Origin of the sequence: Muribaculum gordoncarteri, assembly GCF_004803695.1 — a bacterium.
Classification (GTDB): Bacteria; Bacteroidota; Bacteroidia; order Bacteroidales; family Muribaculaceae; genus Muribaculum; species Muribaculum gordoncarteri.
Window position 1 is genome coordinate 1,171,496 of sequence record NZ_CP039393.1, and the last position, 19,644, is coordinate 1,191,139.

Consider the following 19,644-nt stretch of genomic DNA (forward strand, 5'->3'; position numbering starts at 1 on the left):
ACTTTTTACTAACAAACCATTAATACAAGTATGAAAAAATTAAGTATCTTAGGTCTTTGCCTATTAGCCGTTGCTTCAGCATCGGCTCAGAAGAGCCTTGTAAAGGAGGTTGAAGGTAAGGCAAAAGGTTTCAATGCCGATTATGCCGCAGCTCGCGATCAGTTGAAGCCCGCTTTGACTAACCCTGAATCCAAGGATGAAGCTCAAACATGGTATGTAGCTGGTACAATTGAGTTTGGCGATTATGACGCTATGCTCGGAAAGAAAGCCGTAGGTCAGCAGGTTGATGAACCGAAGATGGGCCGTGCGCTTCTTGACGGTTACAAGTATTACATGACTGCATTCCCTCTCGACACTGTAGTTGAAAAGGATAAAAACGGTTCTCCGAAACTTAACAAGGACGGAAGCCCCAAGACCAAGACCAAATATTCCAAGGACATGGCCAAGAAGCTTGCCGCTCACTATAACGACTATGTAACAGGCGGACAGCTGCTTTGGGATGCCAAGGACTATGCAGGCGCTTATGATGCATGGAACATATACACAACAATGCCCGAAAATAAATCGCTCGGCGAAGAAGCTCCCAAGGCTCCTGCCGACTCGATAGTAGGTGAAATCCTCTATTTCCAGGGCCTTGCAGCATGGCAGGCTGAAAAGCTCCCCGTTGCTCTTGAATCGTTCAATGCCGCTCGTGCAAAGGGTTACAATACACCTTCCCTCTATGACTATGCAATCAGTGTGGCTGCTCAATCGCAGGACAATGATGCAGTAGTTGCTCTTGCACAGGCTGCCAATGACCTTTATGGTGAAACCGATTCAAAGTATCTGACAATCATCATCAACGACAAGATTAACAACGAGAAGTATGATGAGGCTCAGACTCTGTTGGAGAAGGCAATCGCAGTTTCTCCCCAGAATGCCGAACTTTACGATGTTATGGGTATTTTGTATCAGAGCAAGAAGAACTATGACAAGGCTCGCGAATATATCTCGAAGGCTGTTGAACTTGCTCCCGACAATGCAAAGGCTCACCTCGACCTCGGACGAGTTATCTATGCTCAGGCTGTGACAATCGACGAGGAGAACCAGAACCTCGAGCAGGCCGAATACAACAAGCTTAGAGCCGAGAAGATCGACCCGATGCTTAAGGAAGCCGCTCCCTATCTTGAAAAGGCTCTTAGCGACGAGAACACCGAGAGCGAAGCTCGCCGTCTGCTCCGCAGCCTCTACTATAGCCTTGGTGACGAAACCAATCTCAAGCGTATCGAGGCTATGTAATAAGCGTGTCATTGATTGACATTATAATATCAGGGGAATCGCAATCGTGCGGTTCCCCTTTTTTATTTCGTGATGTTGCGAATAAATAGTAACTTTGTGCTTAAACAATATCATATTAGAATTATAGAGAGATGGCTGACACTATTGCACAATTTGACAACGCTTTGGCTATGTGCCGCGATGTATTCGTCAAGAAACTCAAGGACTACGGTGCTTCATGGCGCATAATGCGACCCGAATCGGTGACCGATCAGATATTCATCAAGGCTACACGTATACGCTCGCTTGAAACCAAAAAGACTTCAAAGGTGGGTGAGGGTATTTTGCCTGAATTCATCGCAATCGTTAATTATGGAGCCATTGGCCTTATTCAGCTTGAACTCGGTTACTGCGACACCGACGACATGGATGTCGACAAGGCCATAGCATTGTATGACCGTCACGTAAGGCGCACGCGCGAACTGATGATTGCCAAGAATCATGACTATGACGAGGCCTGGCGGGGAATGAGGGTTCACTCCTATACCGATATAATACTACAGAAACTTATGCGTACCAAGCAGATTGAGGATAATAACGGTGTCACCATCATGTCGGAGGGCGTCGATGCCAATTACCAGGATATGATGAATTATGCAGTGTTTGCAATAATTAAGCTTACTGAAGATTAATGGTTATGGACATCAGGACATTCTTTGATCGGCACAGGACCGCAATTGTATGGATTTTCCGTCTGATTGTCGGCGGCACGTTTATCATTTCAGGTCTTGCCAAGATGATAGATGTGTGGGGTTCCATCTACAAGATTGAGCAGTATCTTAATGTGTGGGGAGTGCCTCAACCGCGTTCGATAGTATTCTTTGTGGCGTTGATGCTGTCGGGTGTCGAATTCATACTCGGATGCATGCTTGCGACAGGAAGCTACAAGCGGGTTTCCGTTTGGGCCATGACTGCACTTATGGCATTCATGTTGCCGTTGACGCTCTACATTGCCATTGATGACCCGGTGCCTGATTGCGGATGTTTCGGCGACTTCCTCGTAATATCCAACACGGCTACGTTCCTGAAAAACGTATTGCTCGTAGCCATGTTGGTCTATCTGCTGTTCAACAATAATAAGGTTAGCGGCCTCTTTTCCACCTATACGCAATGGCTTGAAGGATTCTTGTGTGTCATATATGTGGCTGTCATAGGATTCTTCGGTTACTCGGTTCAACCCCTTGTCGATTTTCGACCTTATAAGGTGGGAACATCATTGGTGGTTGATGAAGAGAGCGACGACACCGGGCTTGATATTATTTTCGTATATGAGAAGGACGGAAATAGACAGTCATTTTCGGCTGACAATCTGCCCGACAGCACATGGACATTTGTCGACCGTGAAATCGGCTCAAGCAATCTTGTGCACGAGCATGGCGATGGCATAGTGATATATGATGGCGATGACGATGTGACAAGCGAGGTGATACTCGGTGACGGTGAACAGATACTGCTGCTGATACCCGAGATGAACAATATCGACATATCGTCGACCTATCTAATTAATGAAATCGAGCGTTACATCGTTTCTCGCGGAGGTGAGATGATAGGCGTGCTTGGAACCAATGATGACGGTCTTGAACAGTGGCGTGACCTGTCGATGGCCACCTATCCGCTATATACGGCCGATGACACATCGATAAAGGAGCTGGCACGCGGTAATGTCGCCATGGTATACCTTAAGGATGGTATAATTCAATGGAAGCGCACGCTTGTGTCGATTGACAGCGACCTGTTTGCAAGTCCCGACGACAATACACTCGACAACCTGCGCTATTCAGGAACAACCTACTTCTGGTTGTTTACGCTAATTTTCATCGGTCTTGAATTGATTCTGTGGGGAATCGACCGTAGCGGTCACGCAGTTAAATTGCATTTTGCGCGACGGAATCGAAAAAAATGAGTAAATTTGCACAATCATATACCAAAATACTTCAAAATATAATATAACAATGAGAAAGAAAATCGTAGCCGGAAACTGGAAGATGAACACAAATCTCCAGGAAGGTGTGGCTCTTGCCAAGGAAATCAACGAAGCTCTCAAGGCTGCACAGCCCAAGTGTGATGTAATCATCGCTGTTCCTTTCACCCATCTTGCATCTATCAATGCAGTAATCGACCCCGCCAAGCTTGGCCTTGGTGCTGAAAACTGCGCAAATCACAAGTCAGGTGCCTACACAGGTGAAGTTTCAGCTCCCATGGTTGCTTCTACCGGAGCTACTTACGTTATCCTCGGTCACTCGGAGCGTCGTCAATATTACGGTGAAACTTCCGAAATCCTGAAGGAGAAAGTTGCTCTTGCTCTTGAGAACAATCTTACTCCCATCTTCTGCATCGGCGAGGTGCTTGAGGAGCGCGAAAACGGAACTTACAACGAAGTTGTTAAGAAGCAGATCGAAGAGGCTCTCTTCAATCTTTCGGCTGAGGATTTCGGCAAGATCATCCTTGCTTACGAACCCGTTTGGGCAATCGGTACAGGCAAGACTGCAACCGACGACCAGGCCGAGGATATGCACGCATTCATCCGTGGCGTGATTGCCGATCGTTACGGAAAGGAAGTTGCTGAAAACACTTCAATCCTTTACGGTGGAAGCTGCAAGCCTTCAAATGCTCCCCAGCTCTTTGCAAAGCCCGATGTTGACGGTGGTCTTATCGGTGGCGCATCACTTGAATGTGGCTCATTCATGGGCATTGTAAATGCTTTCTAATCGTTGACGCGATAAACTTTATCAAGCCTCCTGTAGAGCACCGCTTTGCAGGAGGCTTACTTTATTCCCGAAACTGTGCCGTAATCTCGCGAATTCTCCGTATATTTGCAACCTAATTATAATTGAGAAATAAAGTGAAGCTACGCACTTACATATCAATGATTATGCTTGGCGGAATCATTACGGCGGCAAATGCCGACAATGATGCTCCGGTGAACCAGGCGCCTATTGTCGGTCACATAGTTTCCGACAGTACCGTAACTCTTACCATGCCTGACGCGCTTTTACAGCGGTTGCAGCCGGTTGAGTCACATGAAAGCGAAACCGTGCGTCCCGTTAACGGGAAAATGGGTGGTTATCGTATTCAGGTGTTTTCCGACAACAATGCACGCACGGCTAAGAGTGAGGCTCGTACCCGAGCCAGAAATGTGAATGCCCGCTTCCCACAGTATCCTACCTATGTCGTCTACAACTCTCCGTTCTGGCGATTGAGGGTGGGGAACTTCCGCACGCAGGAGGAAGCCAACGAAGCGGCTCGGGAACTGAAGGAAGCTTTTCCGAGCTACATGCGTGAAATCCGTGTGGTCCGTGACCGCATAGTTGTATCGTCGGGCGAATAAATATTGTTTCAATGGACAAGGAACAAGTCATCAGTGCTCTGGCTGAGCATTACAGGGCAATTATTGAGCTTATCGGAGAGAATCCTGACCGTGAAGGATTGGTGAAGACTCCCGTTCGTGCCGCCAAGGCTCTCTATTATGCCACTCAAGGTTATCGTGAAAGTGCCGATGAAGTGATGAGGTCGGCTATATTTGATTATTCAGGTTCACAGATTATAATCGTAAAGGATATTGAGTTCTATTCATTCTGTGAGCATCACATATTACCGTTTTTCGGAAAGGTGTCGATTGGTTATCTGCCAAACGGCAATATGATCGGTCTTTCAAAGTTGGCCCGTGTCGTCAACATATATGCACGCCGTCTGCAGGTGCAGGAACGATTCACCGCTGAAGTGTGCCGTGAGGTCTATGACACGCTTAGCGCACATGGTGTGATGGTTGTGTGCAATGCCGAGCATCTGTGCATGAAGATGCGCGGTGTGGAGAAGCAGGATTCATCTACAACAACTATGGAATATATGGGGCGTTTTGCCGAAGATGCCTCGTTGAGAGCCGAATTCCTGTCGTTGCTGAAATCAATGTAAGTCATTTAATGCCGGCTACAACCGATTCGATTACTTGGGGAAAGTGAGTTTTCTCAAGTGAATGTATTTTGTCTTCTATCGATTCGGGAGTGTCGTCGGCTGTCAGCTTGACGGTGGCTTGGAATATTATTTCTCCCTTATCATACTCCTCGTTGACATAGTGTATTGTTATGCCGGTTTCCGGTTCTCGTGCAGCATACACCGCTTCGTGAACGTGACGGCCATACATTCCCTTGCCGCCATATTTGGGCAGTAGCGATGGATGCACGTTTATTATCCTGTCGGGGTAGGCTTGTATAAGGAAATCAGGAAGCATCATCATGAATCCGGCAAGGATTATGTGGCTTATTCCATATTGGCGCAGTGTATTGAGCATTGTGTCGCGATCGTTTATTTCAGCTCTTGTCATCATGGCCACGGGGATGTCGTGATTTTCTCCCCGCTGTATCACCTTTGCCTGAGGGCGGTTGCATACTATCAGGCTCACTTTGACAGGTGCGTGACCGTCACTGAAATGCCGTATTATATTTTCGGCATTTGAACCATTGCCTGATGCAAATATGGCGATGTTGTATATGGTGGATTGCGTCATAGCGTAAAGGTAATAAAAAATCCCGACTATGACAAGCCGGGATTTCAATGTTATAGTGTTGTGACGATTAACCGTATTGTATTGTTCCGTCGGGATTGCGATACAGGTCGAAGCTCTTCTCATACTGGTCCATGGCGCGAAGGCTCATACCCATGCTTGAGAATCCGCCGTCATGATAGAGATTCTGCATCGTTACCTTGCGGGTCAGGTCGCTGAACATTACAATGCAATAGTCGGCGCACTCATCGGCGTTTGCATTGCCGAGTGGCGACATGCGGTTGGCGAAGTCCATAAGCGATTCCATGCCTTTTACGCCGCTTCCGGCTGTGGTGACAGTGGGTGACTGCGATATAGTATTGATGCGCACGTGCTTCTCTCGACCGTATATGTAGCCGAAGCTGCGGGCTATTGATTCGAGAAGAGCCTTTGCATCGGCCATGTCGTTGTAGCCGAACATAGTGCGTTGTGCTGCGATGTACGACAGTGCGAGTATGCTTCCGTAATCGCTTATTGCATCGAGCTTCTTAGCAACCTGAATCATCTTGTGGAACGACACTGCCGAAATGTCGAGTGTCTTGTTCAGCAAATCGTAATCAAGGTCGTCATACAGGCGTTTTTTGCGCACATTGGGCGACATGCCTATTGAGTGAAGTACGAAGTCTATTTTACCTCCCAGAATCTCCATCGACTTGGTAAATACCATTTCGAGGTCTTCGATGTTGGTGGCGTCGGCAGGAATTACTTCAGCGTTTAGTTTCTCGCCGAGTTTGCTCACGTCACCCATTCTTACAGCAACGGGGGTGTTTGACAGAGTGATGACAGCGCCTTCTTCAACAGCCTTCTCGGCGACTTTCCAGGCGATACTCATGTCGTTAAGCGCTCCGAATATAATACCGCGCTTACCTTTCAATAAGTTATAACTCATTAGAATCTATAAATTGTGATTTATGCCTGCAAAGTTAGCTATTTTTTCCGAAATATATAGACATTCAGGGCCGTTACATAGCATTATTGGCGTTATTTGGCCTTTTTTAGCTTGAATCCGGCCTGCAATCCGTCGTAGCTTTGGAGCATTGAGTTGATGCTGTTTAGTGTCGAGTTGCCCGAGAATGACGCAAGTCGGTCGACAATTGTCATCAGTTTTGAAATGTCGAATGTCAATGTCAACTGGTTGCCTGCGAGTGACACGGCTGTGTTCGTGCTGCCTATGTTCACCTTGCCGGCGGCCTTGAACTTGAATATCAGAATACCTTTTTCAGTGCCTTGAGATATTGAACCCGATAGTGATCCGCGTTTGAGCTTCATCGTGAAAGTGCTGTCGCTTGCCACTGTCAATACGAGATTCTCAAGTCCGGCACGTTGGTAGTAGGGCTTTATTTTGTTCTCTATGGTTGCTGACGCAGCGGCGCCTCCGGCTTTCTTCAATAGATTTTCGCTCTTGAAAGTTACGGCAGGGGCGGTGTAGTTCCAGGTTCCTTCAAGATCGGCCGGTGTGACATCCGATTTTCCGAGTACATTTCCGAGAATCGAACCAAGAGCCGAGCCGGTTGAACCTTTGTCGGTATTGGTCGTGTCGTTCTTTGACGCAAGTCCTCTCAACGCCTCTTTCAGGTCGAATGACTGAGCTGAAAGTGACATGGAACACAATAATAATGCAACAATAGTGTAAATAGTCTTCATTTTCGATCAAATAATTTATGATAGTATAATATTCCCAAACGATTCGGGCTGGTGAAATGTTCTTTTTGTCGTGTCAAGCGGCATCCAGCTTAGGAAGTGGGGTTGCGATGTGCCTGATGCGCATTTGTAGAAGTTGCCTTTTATTGTCAGGGGAGTTCCGTCATACTTCAGTCCGAGCATATCGAGAGGAATGGCAATGAGTACATTCCAGGTGAAGAGTCCCTCCAGTTCGCGGAACGGACGATTGCCGCACGATGCGTAACACTTGATGCGTCCTATTGTCGACTCATCGATAAAAGAGCAGGCATTGTCACCGTCGCCCTCACAAATCATGCCTGATATGGTCCCGATACAATTTATCTCAAATGCATAGTATCGGTTGCTTTTGCTGTCAGGCTGCAGATATACGGCTACGCACGAATCTTCATGGACCGGTGTGTTGGGACGGTCGTTGATTGCACGCAGATAATTGCACCTGACGAAGAAGTCGATATAGAGCATGTCATCGGAGTGGGCCATCGAGAAGGTTGTCAAGGGATGGTAGGGAAACTCCTTGTAGTCGATATTGTCGATTGGACGGCGTACACCGTTATCATCAAGAGCGTTTATAATTCCGTCGGTGCTCATTTCCCCCAAATTATCGATGCGGGGTACGATTAGATTGTCGATATTGCTGTTCATTGTATAACGGTTATATAGTCTTTTATGCCCATGATTAATCCGATTATTGCCATGATCAACAGAATGCCTCCTATGATGCGGTTTATCAACCACAGTGAACGCACATTGAAGTGAGAACGCACCTTGTTTACGAAAAATGTAATGGTGAACCACCACAACAAGGCTCCCGAGAATATGGCGATATATCCCGAAATGTAGTGATAATACTTAAATTCAGGCAACAGGAAGTTGAAGCGGGCAAAAAGACCGATTATGAAAAATAGAATAAGCGGGTTGGAGAATGTGAGAAGGAATCCGGTTACGAAGTCCTTCCAGTAGGTGTTGGCTTGTTCGCTTGGAGTTGAAAGCGAGCGAGCGGGATTCTTGCGGAACAGGTAGAATGCAAATGCCGCCAGCACCAGCGAGCCGATTATCTGGAGCAACAGTTGATTAGTTTCAACGAAGTCGGTTATGAACGACAGGCACAATCCCGTGAGCAGGCAATATATCAAGTCGCTGAGTGCGGCTCCGACGCCTGTGAAGAATGCCGGCCACCGTCCCTTGTTGAGCGTACGTTGTATGCACAGCATGCCTATAGGCCCCATCGGTGCCGATATAAGTACACCGATAGCCATTCCGCGAAGCACTATGTATAGGAATGATGCCATATCTCATTCTTTTATCATTCAAAGTTACACGAAATGAATGTAAAATGAAAGAGATTAGGGTAAAAATATATTCACATTAGTAGCTCATATACTCGCGGCGCGCGGCGTCGATGCGCAGCATTATGAACAACAGGAACGTAAATCCCCATAATGAGGAGCCTCCATAGCTGAAAAAGGGCAGAGGAATGCCTATCACAGGGCATAGCCCGATCACCATTCCCACATTGATGGCGAGGTGGAAAATGAAATATGATGCGACACAGTAGGCATATACGCGCCCGAATGTAGTCGGCTGTCGTTCAGCGATGGAGAGTACTCTCAATATTAGAATCAGGAACAGCAGCAGTACGGCTGTAGTGCCTATGAAGCCCTCTTCCTCGCCGATGGTGCAGAATATGAAGTCGGTGTGCTGTTCCGGAACATATTTGAGCTTGGTCTGCGTTCCGTTCAGGAATCCCTTGCCGGCTATTCCGCCCGAACCTATGGCTATCTTGGACTGGTTGACATTGTATCCAGCACCTCTAAGGTCTTCTTCGATACCGAGCGACACCTTGATTCGCTGCTGCTGATGAGGCTTGAGGATGTCGTTGAACACCATGTTGACCGAGAACAGGAATCCTACTGCTACGATGGTGGCTCCGATGGTGACCAATATTTTTCGCGCAGGGAATTTTATCATGAGGATAAGACAGTAGGATATAGCTACACCTATAGCCGAAAGGAAATACACCAATCCCGGTATCTCTACTTCGGCCAACGACAAAATCCATGCGGCTATTCCTGTCACGAGAAACCATAACAACACATTTCGTGCTCCTATCATGTTTCGACAGTAGACAGCGAGCATTCCGGTCATGATCATCTCAATCATGATGAACACCGCTACTTCGCCCGATGGAATGCCGAGTATTATTGTTTCGGTATATTTGACCGAAACGACGAAGAATACAACGGCACATAACGCGGCGGCAAGTACAAGACCGCTCATGCCTTCACGATACAGGACGAAAAACAGTGCGAGGTAGGCAAGAGCCGAACCGGTTTCCTTCTGTGCAAGTATCAGGATGATAGGCAGGAATATTATAATCAGAGCCTTGACATAGTTGCCCGCGCTGAAATTCAGATTGAAATTGTAGGATGAGAATAGTTTGGCGAGTGCAAGAGCGGTAGCGAATTTTGCAAACTCGGCCGGTTGAAGACTCATTGGGCCGAGTACCAGCCACGACCGTGAGCCCTTGATGTCGGGGGCTACGAATATCGTGACGATGAGCAGTAATATCATTAGCCCGTATATAGGATAAGCGTAGGCTTCATATACACGGAAATCTATCAGCAGTATTACCAATCCGGCAAAGAATGCGAGTCCGACCCATCGCAGCTGCTTGCCCGAAAATTCATCAAAAGAGAAAATGGAAGCGTTGTCGAAGTCGTAGCTTGCTGCATATATCGATACGACACCGCCCAATACAAGCAATGCATATATGACGACCGTTACCCAGTCGACATAACGTAGTATTGATGTATTAGTGTTTCTTGACTCCACTGCTTATTATTGTGTTAGATTGTAACATTCGTTCCTCAAGATACTTTCGTTCAGGCGATATCTCTCCGTTGAGATACTTTTCCATCATCAGTGAACCGATGGGAACACCATAGGTTGCTCCGAAGCCGGCATTTTCGACATAGACGCATATCGCGATTTTCGGGTCGTGATAGGGTGCGAAACCTATGAATGCGGAATGGTCCTTTCCATGTGGGTTCTGAGCAGTACCTGTCTTTCCGCACACTTCTATTCCCGGAAGATTGGCAAGACGACATGTACCGCCTGTCACTGCCATGCGCATTCCTTCGGCCACATCCTCGAAGTGCTGACGGTCAATCGTCGGTATGCGCTTCTCCAGATATTGCGACGGCATTACAGTGTCCTGGATTGCCTTGACGACATGGGGAGTTATGAACCATCCTCGGTTGGCTATTGTGGCACACAGGTTGGCTATCTGCAACGGAGTGGCAAGGATCTCACCTTGACCTATGGCTATTGATATGATCGTATTTGCGCTCCATCGTCCTTCGCCGTAAATCTTATTGTAGAATTGAGCGTTGGGGATGAAGCCTCGGCTTTCACCGGGCAAGTCGACTCCGAGCTTGTATCCGTAACCGAGTGACACGAGATGCTTTTTCCACACCTCAAATGCTTCAGCTACCGACCCGTATTTTGCGCGCTTACCGTCAAGCATGCCTTTAAGTCCCCAACAGAAGAATGCGTTGCACGATGTCTGAAGCGCCGGTTTAAGCGCTATGGGGGAGTAGTGGCCGTGACATCCTACACGCAATCCTCCTGAAATGAATCCGTGATAGCAAGGGTAGGTGGTCGACAGCGTGATTATATCCTCTTGTCGCAATATAAGACCTTGCGACGGCTTGAATGTGGAGCCGGGCGGGTAGGCACCCATAAGGGCTCGGTCAAAGAGCGGCTTGTAGAAGTCATCCTTCAGAATACCGTAATTTTTTCCGCGCTCTCGGCCTACAAGCATCTTGGGGTCGTAAGTGGGACTGCTCACCATGGCAAGTATCTCGCCTGTTGCCGGCTCGATTGCAACTATGGCTCCGATCTTGTTGGCCATAAGTTCCTCGCCGTATTTCTGCAGTTCGATGTCGAGGCTCAATGTTAAGTCACGACCCGAAACCGGTGCTACATCATGGGCTCCGTCCTCAAATTTTCCCTGAATGCGTCCGTAAGCGTCACGTATGAGTATCTCCACACCTTTTATGCCGCGCAGATACTCTTCGTAACTTTTCTCGACGCCGAGGTCGCCGCAATAGTCACCCGATGCGTAGTAGTTGTCACGCTCGATGTCACGCGCCGACACTTCACGAATGTTACCAAGCACATTTGCAGCGGCTGAATACATATATTGTCGCAATATGCGCTGCTGGATGAAGAATCCGGGATAACGGTAGAGCTTCTCCTGCAGGCGTCCGTAATCCTGGGCCGATATGTGGGTGATGAAGCGTTGCGGTGTATATGCCGAGTAACCGGGGTTCAATCGGCGGTCCTTCATGTCAAGCAACCGTTTCATGAACTGCTCCTTCGTTATATTCAATGTATTGCAGAAATCAACGGTGTCAAATTCCTGCACATTGCGTGGAATCATCATGACATCGTAGGCCGGCTGATTATACACAACCAGCTCGCCGTTGCGATCGCGAATCATGCCGCGTGACGGATAAAGGGTCTTGCGCATGAATGCATTGGAATCGGCAAACTCCTTATAGCGACTGTCCATCACTTGCAGGCTGAAAAGCCTGATTATGAAAATGATTACAATCACTACTATGAATCCGCCTATTATATATTTGCGTTTCTCGAGGGTGTAGTCTTTTCTCATAGTTTATACACTAACGGCTTTGCGACATAATGCTGTCGAGTCCGAGCAAAAGCAAGAAAGATAAAAGTGTGCTGCACAGAATGCGAAGTGCGAGTTGCAGTACATTGAAGAATGAGAAGGCCTCGATAAGGAAAATAATCGTGCAGTAGAGCAATACGAGAGTAAACAGATACTTGACATAGACTTCCATGCCCAACGACCTGATTGATGGTTCGGGTATTGTCAATTCATCCTCACGCGGGAAATAGAGGTGGAGTATCGAACGGCGTGACATGGCGATTAGCGTGCATGCCAGGGCGTTCATGCCTTGAGTGTTGGCAAAGATGTCGACACTCAATCCTGCAAGGAACGAGAGAGTGAGTACCCAGTTGGTCGATAACGTGATCGGAAGGCTTATTATAAAATAGATGAATACAAAGGGCACGGCTACATTGAACAGGCAGATGTTGTTGAACACAATTGCCTGTGCCAAAACCAGAATGACGAACAGTAATGAAAATTGTACTATGGACTTTGTCATTGCCGATATTGTGGTTGTTAGTCGTTTTCCTCACCTGCGCTTATCGCATTGAGTTCATCTTTTATTTCATTGGTTATTACACGTACAGTGCTCAGTCGACTGAAGTCGGTGAACAGTTTTATACGCAACGCATAGAAGTTGTCGTCATGCTCCTTTTCGTGGCTTATGATGGTTCCCACCGGTATGTCGGGGGGAAACACTGCCGAATATCCGCTTGTGACAATAGTGTCGCCTTTGCGGAATGTTTCATGTCGGGGCATCTCTTCAAGCAATGCTTCATCGGGGCTTTTTCCGTCCCACACGAGCGAGCCGAAATATTCGCGTCCCTTTACCTTACATGACAATCGCATCTTCGGGTTAAGAAGTGAAATCACCCTTGCCGTGTGATCGCCAACAATATTGACCATACCCACGACACCGTTCTGGTCGACTACTCCCATTTCGGGTCTTATAGAGTCGAGGGCTCCTTTTTCGATTGTGATGTAGTTGTGGGTGCGCGATATGCTGTTGCTGATTACATGCGCTATTATGAAGTCATAGGGCATCAATGCGCTGTCCAACTCAATGTCGGCCGCAGTAAGAGCCTCCTGATACTTCTGTATCTGCTTGCGGAGGTCGATTACTTCAAGTTCAAGGCTTGCATTGCGATGTTGCAGATCCTCGTTTATATCGTGAAGATAAAAATAGGATGTGACATTGCTTGTGGCATTGTAGACCATTGAACTGACTTTGTTGGCCGATGTCAGATATATGTAGTGCTGATACGGGTTCTTCTGGAACAGCAGTGTGCAACTGATGACCACATAGAACAGGAATACCAGCCATGAGCTATAGCGTAATATGAAATCAAGTAGATTGCGCATCGATACGTTTTACGCCCGCAAGGGATGTCGCCCGTAAGCGGCATCCCTCATAGGTCGTTATGATTTATTGATAGCGTTCTGTAATTGTAGTAGGCGTGACTATCGAATAAGGAACTTGAACTTGTTGATGTTCTTAAGTGCCACACCTGTACCGCGTGCAACTGCAAGAAGGGGATCCTCGGCTATGTGGAAGGGAATACCGATCTTGTCAACAAGACGCTTGTCAAGACCGCGCAACAATGCACCACCGCCGGCGAGCCATATTCCGTTACGCACGATGTCGGCATACAGTTCGGGAGGTGTCTGCTCAAGTGCGCTAAGCACGGCTGCCTCGATCTTGGATATCGATTTCTCGATACAATGTGAAATTTCCTGGTAGCTTACAGGAACTTCCATAGGCAGTGCCGTCATCTGGTTGGGGCCATGTACGATGTAATCCTCAGGCGGATTCTCAAGTTCGGTCAGTGCCGAGCCTACATTCATCTTGATGAGTTCGGCTGTGCGTTCACCCACTCTTAGGTTGTGGGCGCGACGCATGTGCTCCTGAATGTCGTCGGTGAGGTCGTCACCTGCAATCTGTATACTCTTGTTGCTCACGATGCCGCCGAGCGATATAACTGCGATTTCGGAGCTTCCGCCGCCTATGTCGACAATCATGTTGCCTTCGGGGGCCTGTACATCAAGTCCTATACCGAGGGCTGCTGCCATCGGCTCATATATCATGTATACATCGCGTCCGTCGGCGTGCTCCGATGAGTCACGCACGGCACGTATCTCTACTTCGGTCGAGCCTGAAGGGATGCCGACTACCATGCGGAGCGACGGTGAAAACCAATTGCTCTTGGCGCTTACCTTCTTTACAAGACCGCGAATCATCAATTCAGCGGCGTTGAAGTCGGCGATTACGCCTTTGCGTAACGGACGCACGGTGCGTATGCCGTCGTGCTCTTTGCCTTGCATCTGCTGTGCCTCGTGACCTACGGCAATCAGTTTGCCGGTCTTTGAGTCAAGGGCCACAATCGAAGGCTCGTCGATTACGATTTTATCATTATGGATTATAATCGTATTGGCGGTACCAAGATCGATGGCTATTTCTTTAGTGAAAGAGAAAAGTCCCATTTTAAGTTTTTAAGATTTGCAATTAATGAGGAGAGGGGATGGTGTACTTATGTTAATGCTTGAAGTGACGGATTCCAGTGATGACCATTGCCACACCGTTATTGTCACAATACTCTATGGTTTCGTTGTCGCGAATTGAGCCGCCGGGCTGGATTACAGCATTGATGCCGGCTTCATGCGCTATCTGAACGCAATCGGCAAACGGGAAGAATGCATCCGAAGCCATCACGGCACCGTTGAGGTCAAATCCGAATGACTGAGCCTTTGCGATAGCTTGCTTGAGTGCATCGACGCGTGATGTCTGTCCCACGCCGCTTGCATAAAGCTGACAGCCCTTTGCAAGAACTATAGCATTGCTCTTGGAGTGCTTTACGATTTTGTTGGCAAACAACAAGTCATCGATTTGTGCCGGGTCGACGGGAAGTTTTGTAACCTGCTTGAGGTCGTCCACAGTTTCTACACGCAAGTCACGTTCCTGACCGAGTGCTCCGTTCAGGCATGAGCGGAACTGCATTGTCGATGTGTTGGGACAGTGCTGAACCAGAACTATGCGGTTTTTCTTTTGCTCCAATATGGCAAGTGCCTTGTCATCGTAATGAGGAGCTATTATTACTTCAAAGAATATCTTGTTGATCTCCTCGGCTGCTGCTTCATCGACTGTTCCGTTGGTGATGAGCACGCCGCCAAATGCCGACACGGGGTCGCCGGCGAGAGCGTCACGCCAAGCTTCGGCTATGGTTGCGCGGGTAGCGATGCCACAGGCGTTGTTATGCTTCAATATGGCGAATGTGGGCTGCTCGAACTCGGCAATCAGACTTACTGCCGCATCGATGTCGAGCAGATTGTTGTAGGATATCTCTTTGCCGTGAAGCTGTGTGAACATCTTATTGAAATCGCCGAAGAAGTAGCCGCGCTGATGGGGATTTTCGCCATAACGCATTGCCTTGGCCCCGTCGATTGCAACGCGAAGTGCCGACGGACCGTTTTCTTCGTCAAAGTAATTGAAGATGGAGCTGTCGTAGCTTGAGCTTACGGCAAAAGCCTCTTTTGCAAACCAACGGCGTTGGTCGATTGAAGATTGTGCGCCGTTCTCACGAAGCAGGCTTGCAAGAGGTGCATACTGAGCCTTTGATGCTACGATGATGACGTCACGGTAGTTCTTTGCGGCTGCGCGAATCAGCGATATGCCGCCTATATCTATTTTTTCGATAATATCCTCGTGCGATGCTCCTGAAGCAACTGTGTCGACAAAAGGATAGAGGTCGACTATTACGAGGTCAATCGATGGAATTTCATATTGCTTTATCTGCTCGCGGTCGCTTTCATTCTCACGACGGTTAAGGATACCGCCGAATACTTTGGGATGAAGTGTCTTTACTCGTCCGCCGAGTATCGAAGGATAACCTGTAAGGTCCTCAACGGCTTGACACGGGTAGCCAAGACTTTCTATAAATGACTGAGTGCCACCTGTTGACAGGAATTGTACACCTTCTTTGTTGAGCAACGCAAGAATCTCGTCAAGGCCGTCCTTATGATAGACAGAAACGAGAGCAGTTTTAATCTTCTTTATGTCCGACATGCTGTAAAAATCTTTATTATGCGATTCAGACTGCAAAATTATTAAAAATCTGCTTAACTACCTATCTATTTGTTCAATATTATTTACAAAAATGTTTAATACCGATTAATGCTGTGTTTATCTGTACATAAGGACGGCCTTGCCATGATTCGGGGGTCTTAGACGGGGTCTTAACCGCAGTGGAAATAGCGTGTTACGAGTTCCTGCATTATCTTGGGATTGTTATTGGCATGTTTCAGCAGCTCTGTGTCATTGTATTCACGGAGCTTCTGTATTATGCCGCCGATCATGCGCGGACTGAATACATCATATTTTTGATATATGTCACGTTGCTTCTGAAGCATGTCGGCCGATTCGGTGCAGTTGGCCGGCAGCTGGGCGAGTGACGTTAGCTTTTCTGAGTTCTCGCTGTCGTGGATGTTTACGTTTACGCAGGTCTTATCGGCGATTTCAAGAGCTTTCTCTGTCTCGAATCCGTGACGACAGGCCACTGCAAGTCCGGCGAGGAGCTGATATATGTCGGCCGATCCGTCGGGCGAGCGCATCTCCACGGTCTGTTTCTGAGTAGTGTCATAGTGGCTTGAATTGCCCTTGTGGTTGGCTATCGCGCACATGTCGACCGATGTGTTCCATCCGAGCGGTACTCTCACGAGAACTGAGCGGTTGCGATCGCCCCAGCATATATTGGTGGGAGCCTCCTGATGCGGCACGAGTCGGAAGTAGGAGGTGGGGTTGGTATTTCCGAAAGCCGTTATCGACGGTGCAAGTGTCATCATGCCGGCTATCGCCTTGCGTGCTTCTTCTGAAAGTTTTCCGTCATTCAGCATCATGTTTTTTCCGTCACGCATCAGTCGCATGTGTACATGTAGTCCCGATCCGGCTTTTCCTGTGGTGATCTTGGGCGAGAAGGTGATGTTGAATCCGTTTTTGTAACCGAGATTCCTGATGACCCATTTCGCCAACATGAGTTGGTCGGCGGCGTCTTCGGCGGGTACAGGAAGGAATTCAATCTCATTCTGCTCGTAGATGGTGTTGTTGAGCGTGAAATTTCCCACTTCTGAGTGTCCGTACTTTATTTGTCCGCCGGTCTGTGCTATGTATGACATGCACTTTGTGCGCAGGTCATTGAATTTGGCAAAGGGTGCCGATTCGTGATAGCCTTTTTGGTCGGTAGCAGGGTAGGCTCCGTCGCGCGGGGCGATGACATAGTATTCAAGTTCGCCCATGGCTTCAAATTCCATGCCCGTGACATCGCGGAATGCCTTGCACGCTTTGTGAAGGGTGTATTCTGGGGAGCTTTCAAGCGGCTTTCCGTCTTTGTCAAAATACGAACACAACATCGTTACCGTAGGTATCTCGGCAAACGGGTCGCGGAACGCGGTGCTGTATCTCGGCAATACGTAGAGGTCGCTGCTTCCCGCTTCGATGAAGGGGAACAGGCTTGAGCCGTCGACTCTTTCGCCACATGTCAGTATGGCGTCAAGATAGCTGAGGTTGTTGATTACGAAATTAAGTGTTTTCAGCCTCCCGTCACCTGCGGGATACATGAAGTTCACCATTTCGATTCCTTCGGTTTCGACATAATGGATTATGTCGGCTTTGGTAAACTCCTTGTTGCTTTTTTTTAGGGTCGCAACGAGATGGTTGCGGCTCATGATTATGCTTTTGTCCATGGTAAAATTAATAATAGATTAACAACCTAAAATTACTAATAATATTCCAAATCCAAAAAGCATATAGTTAAAATTAACACTAAATATAGGTAATTGTCATCAATTGTATTATTGCAATGACTGATACACGGCATCGGCGCAACGCTCTCCGTCGATTGCGGCTGAAACTATTCCACCTGCATAACCTGCGCCTTCACCGCAGGGGAACAGCCCGTTGAGGCGTATGTGCCGCAGACTTTCAGGATCTCGGCTTATCCTGACAGGCGATGATGTTCTCGTTTCACAACCGATGAGCACTGCATCGTTGGTGAGGAAACCGTTGGCTTTGCGACCGAAATCAATGAATCCTTTTTGGAGCCGTGACGCAACGGGGCGGGGAAGCAAAAGGTCGATTCGGGCCGTATGTATTCCCGGAGCGTAGGATGTCGGAGGCAGGTCGCGTGACGGCTTGCTTTGGGTGAAGTCAATCATGCGTTGTGCCGGAGCATTCTGTGTCTTTCCTGCATCCTCGAAAAACCGTGTTTCGATATCCTCCTGATATTTCATCATCTTCAGCGGGTCGTCGGCTTTTCCGTTGTCGATGTCTTCGGGAAGAATCTCCACAACCATTCCCGAATTGGCCCATCGGGTGCCTCGCGATGAAGGCGACATGCCGTTCACTACCAATTGGCCCGGAGAACTTGCTGCCGGAATTATGAATCCGCCCGGACACATGCAGAATGAATATACACCGCGATTGTCGACGCGTGTAAGCATCGAATATTCGGCAGCCGGGAGATACTTTCCTCGTCCGTTAGGATTGTGGTATTGTATGCTGTCGATCAATTGCTGCGGATGTTCAAGGCGCACGCCCACGGCTATGCCCTTGGCTTCCATGTCGACATTTCGATCTTTTAGCATCATGTAGATGTCACGTGCCGAATGTCCGGTGGCCAGAATGACAGGCCCTGCATATTCAGTGCCGTCGGCGGTGGTGACACCTGTTACGGTATCGCCGTCGATATTGAGGTCGGTGACGCGTGTGTTGAAGTGGACTTCGCCGCCGTGTCGTATTATTGTCATGCGCATGGCCTTTATGACATCGGGAAGCTTGTCGGTGCCTATGTGGGGGTGTGCATCCACGAGTATCTCCTCCGATGCTCCGTGACAGTGGAAAACCGACAGTATCTTGTCGACCGATCCGCGTTTTTTGCTGCGGGTATATAGTTTCCCGTCGGAATATGCTCCCGCTCCTCCCTCGCCGAAGCAATAGTTGGAGTCGGGATTCACTATATTCTCACGTGCAATCTTTGCCATGTCCTTGCGTCGTTCGTCGACATCCTTTCCGCGTTCAAGCACAACCGGCTTTAGTCCGAGCTCGATAAGTCGCAGTGCGGCAAAAAGTCCGGCGGGACCGGCTCCTACCACAATCACCTGTTGTGCATCGTCTACATCATGGTAAGTCGGCTTGATGCCTAATGATGTGTTTGACGGCATCTCGTCGATATATATACGCAGGGTTATGTTGACCATCACCTTGCGCTGTCGTGCATCAATCGACCGTTTTACTATTTTTGCGCCTTTTATGCGCTTGCGGTCGATGCGTGACTTAATGGCCGCTTGTGCTATCAGTGTATTCATGTCGGCCGCAATACGCGGTTCGACACGTAAGGCTATCTCTTCAATCATCTTT

General features: G+C 48.2%; 19 protein-coding genes. 6 read left to right on the forward strand and 13 right to left on the reverse strand.

Annotation, left to right across the window (positions count from 1 at the left end):
• The first annotated feature begins 30 nt into the window (after nt 1-30).
• The 6 genes from E7746_RS05085 to folE all read left to right on the forward strand — a co-directional run bounded on the left by E7746_RS05085 (nt 31) and on the right by folE (nt 5,229).
• Entirely contained in the window at nt 31-1,278 is a 1,248-nt protein-coding gene (locus E7746_RS05085; RefSeq protein WP_136410058.1) for a tetratricopeptide repeat protein, read from the forward strand.
• A 131-nt stretch (nt 1,279-1,409) separates the two neighbouring features.
• Entirely contained in the window at nt 1,410-1,949 is a 540-nt protein-coding gene (locus E7746_RS05090) for a DUF1599 domain-containing protein (protein WP_136410059.1), read from the forward strand.
• A 5-nt stretch (nt 1,950-1,954) separates the two neighbouring features.
• On the forward strand, nt 1,955-3,220 hold the full coding sequence (locus tag E7746_RS05095) for a BT_3928 family protein (protein WP_168184302.1): 1,266 nt from the start codon (nt 1,955-1,957) through the stop codon (nt 3,218-3,220).
• 49 nt (nt 3,221-3,269) lie between these two features.
• Nucleotides 3,270-4,025, forward strand: a complete 756-nt coding sequence (gene tpiA, locus E7746_RS05100) for a triose-phosphate isomerase (protein WP_123396613.1) — start codon at nt 3,270-3,272, stop codon at nt 4,023-4,025.
• A gap of 134 nt (nt 4,026-4,159) precedes the next feature.
• On the forward strand, nt 4,160-4,645 hold the full coding sequence (locus E7746_RS05105; protein WP_136410061.1) for an SPOR domain-containing protein: 486 nt from the start codon (nt 4,160-4,162) through the stop codon (nt 4,643-4,645).
• Between the two features lie 2 nt (nt 4,646-4,647).
• Entirely contained in the window at nt 4,648-5,229 is a 582-nt protein-coding gene (gene folE, locus E7746_RS05110; protein ID WP_202877178.1) for a GTP cyclohydrolase I FolE, read from the forward strand.
• Between the two features lies 1 nt (nt 5,230).
• On the opposite strand, the gene purN is transcribed toward folE, so the two are convergent.
• From purN to E7746_RS05175, 13 genes are all read right to left on the reverse strand, one after another.
• Nucleotides 5,231-5,821 carry a phosphoribosylglycinamide formyltransferase gene (purN, locus tag E7746_RS05115; protein ID WP_136410062.1) on the reverse strand — a complete coding sequence of 197 codons (591 nt, stop codon included), beginning with the start codon at nt 5,819-5,821 and terminating at the stop codon, nt 5,231-5,233.
• 67 nt (nt 5,822-5,888) lie between these two features.
• Nucleotides 5,889-6,746, reverse strand: a complete 858-nt coding sequence (locus E7746_RS05120; protein ID WP_136410063.1) for an enoyl-ACP reductase FabI — start codon at nt 6,744-6,746, stop codon at nt 5,889-5,891.
• A gap of 92 nt (nt 6,747-6,838) precedes the next feature.
• Complete coding sequence (locus E7746_RS05125; RefSeq protein WP_168184303.1) at nt 6,839-7,459, reverse strand: lipocalin-like domain-containing protein; 621 nt, start codon at nt 7,457-7,459, stop codon at nt 6,839-6,841.
• Between the two features lie 57 nt (nt 7,460-7,516).
• On the reverse strand, nt 7,517-8,182 hold the full coding sequence (locus E7746_RS05130; RefSeq protein WP_136410065.1) for a carbohydrate-binding family 9-like protein: 666 nt from the start codon (nt 8,180-8,182) through the stop codon (nt 7,517-7,519).
• On the reverse strand, nt 8,179-8,829 hold the full coding sequence (locus E7746_RS05135; protein ID WP_136410066.1) for a LysE family translocator: 651 nt from the start codon (nt 8,827-8,829) through the stop codon (nt 8,179-8,181). Before E7746_RS05135 ends, E7746_RS05130 begins: the two co-directional genes overlap by 4 nt.
• Nucleotides 8,830-8,905: 76 nt before the next feature.
• Entirely contained in the window at nt 8,906-10,372 is a 1,467-nt protein-coding gene (rodA, locus tag E7746_RS05140; RefSeq protein WP_136410067.1) for a rod shape-determining protein RodA, read from the reverse strand.
• Nucleotides 10,353-12,218, reverse strand: a complete 1,866-nt coding sequence (locus tag E7746_RS05145; protein WP_136410068.1) for a peptidoglycan D,D-transpeptidase FtsI family protein — start codon at nt 12,216-12,218, stop codon at nt 10,353-10,355. Before E7746_RS05145 ends, rodA begins: the two co-directional genes overlap by 20 nt.
• Before the next feature lie 10 nt (nt 12,219-12,228).
• Nucleotides 12,229-12,690 carry a rod shape-determining protein MreD gene (locus tag E7746_RS05150; RefSeq protein ID WP_238337337.1) on the reverse strand — a complete coding sequence of 154 codons (462 nt, stop codon included), beginning with the start codon at nt 12,688-12,690 and terminating at the stop codon, nt 12,229-12,231.
• A 65-nt stretch (nt 12,691-12,755) separates the two neighbouring features.
• A complete protein-coding gene (gene mreC / locus E7746_RS05155) occupies nt 12,756-13,601 on the reverse strand; it encodes a rod shape-determining protein MreC (RefSeq protein ID WP_136410070.1) in 846 nt (281 codons plus the stop codon).
• A 99-nt stretch (nt 13,602-13,700) separates the two neighbouring features.
• Nucleotides 13,701-14,720, reverse strand: a complete 1,020-nt coding sequence (locus E7746_RS05160) for a rod shape-determining protein (RefSeq protein ID WP_123396625.1) — start codon at nt 14,718-14,720, stop codon at nt 13,701-13,703.
• Between the two features lie 52 nt (nt 14,721-14,772).
• Nucleotides 14,773-16,299 (reverse strand): bifunctional phosphoribosylaminoimidazolecarboxamide formyltransferase/IMP cyclohydrolase, encoded by a 1,527-nt coding sequence (gene purH, locus E7746_RS05165; protein WP_136410071.1) that lies wholly within the window; start codon nt 16,297-16,299, stop codon nt 14,773-14,775.
• A gap of 170 nt (nt 16,300-16,469) precedes the next feature.
• Entirely contained in the window at nt 16,470-17,972 is a 1,503-nt protein-coding gene (locus E7746_RS05170; RefSeq protein WP_136410072.1) for a glutamine synthetase family protein, read from the reverse strand.
• Between the two features lie 108 nt (nt 17,973-18,080).
• Nucleotides 18,081-19,640, reverse strand: coding sequence for an NAD(P)/FAD-dependent oxidoreductase (locus E7746_RS05175; RefSeq protein WP_136410073.1), 1,560 nt, complete (start codon nt 19,638-19,640; stop codon nt 18,081-18,083).
• Between the last annotated feature and the right edge of the window lie 4 nt (nt 19,641-19,644).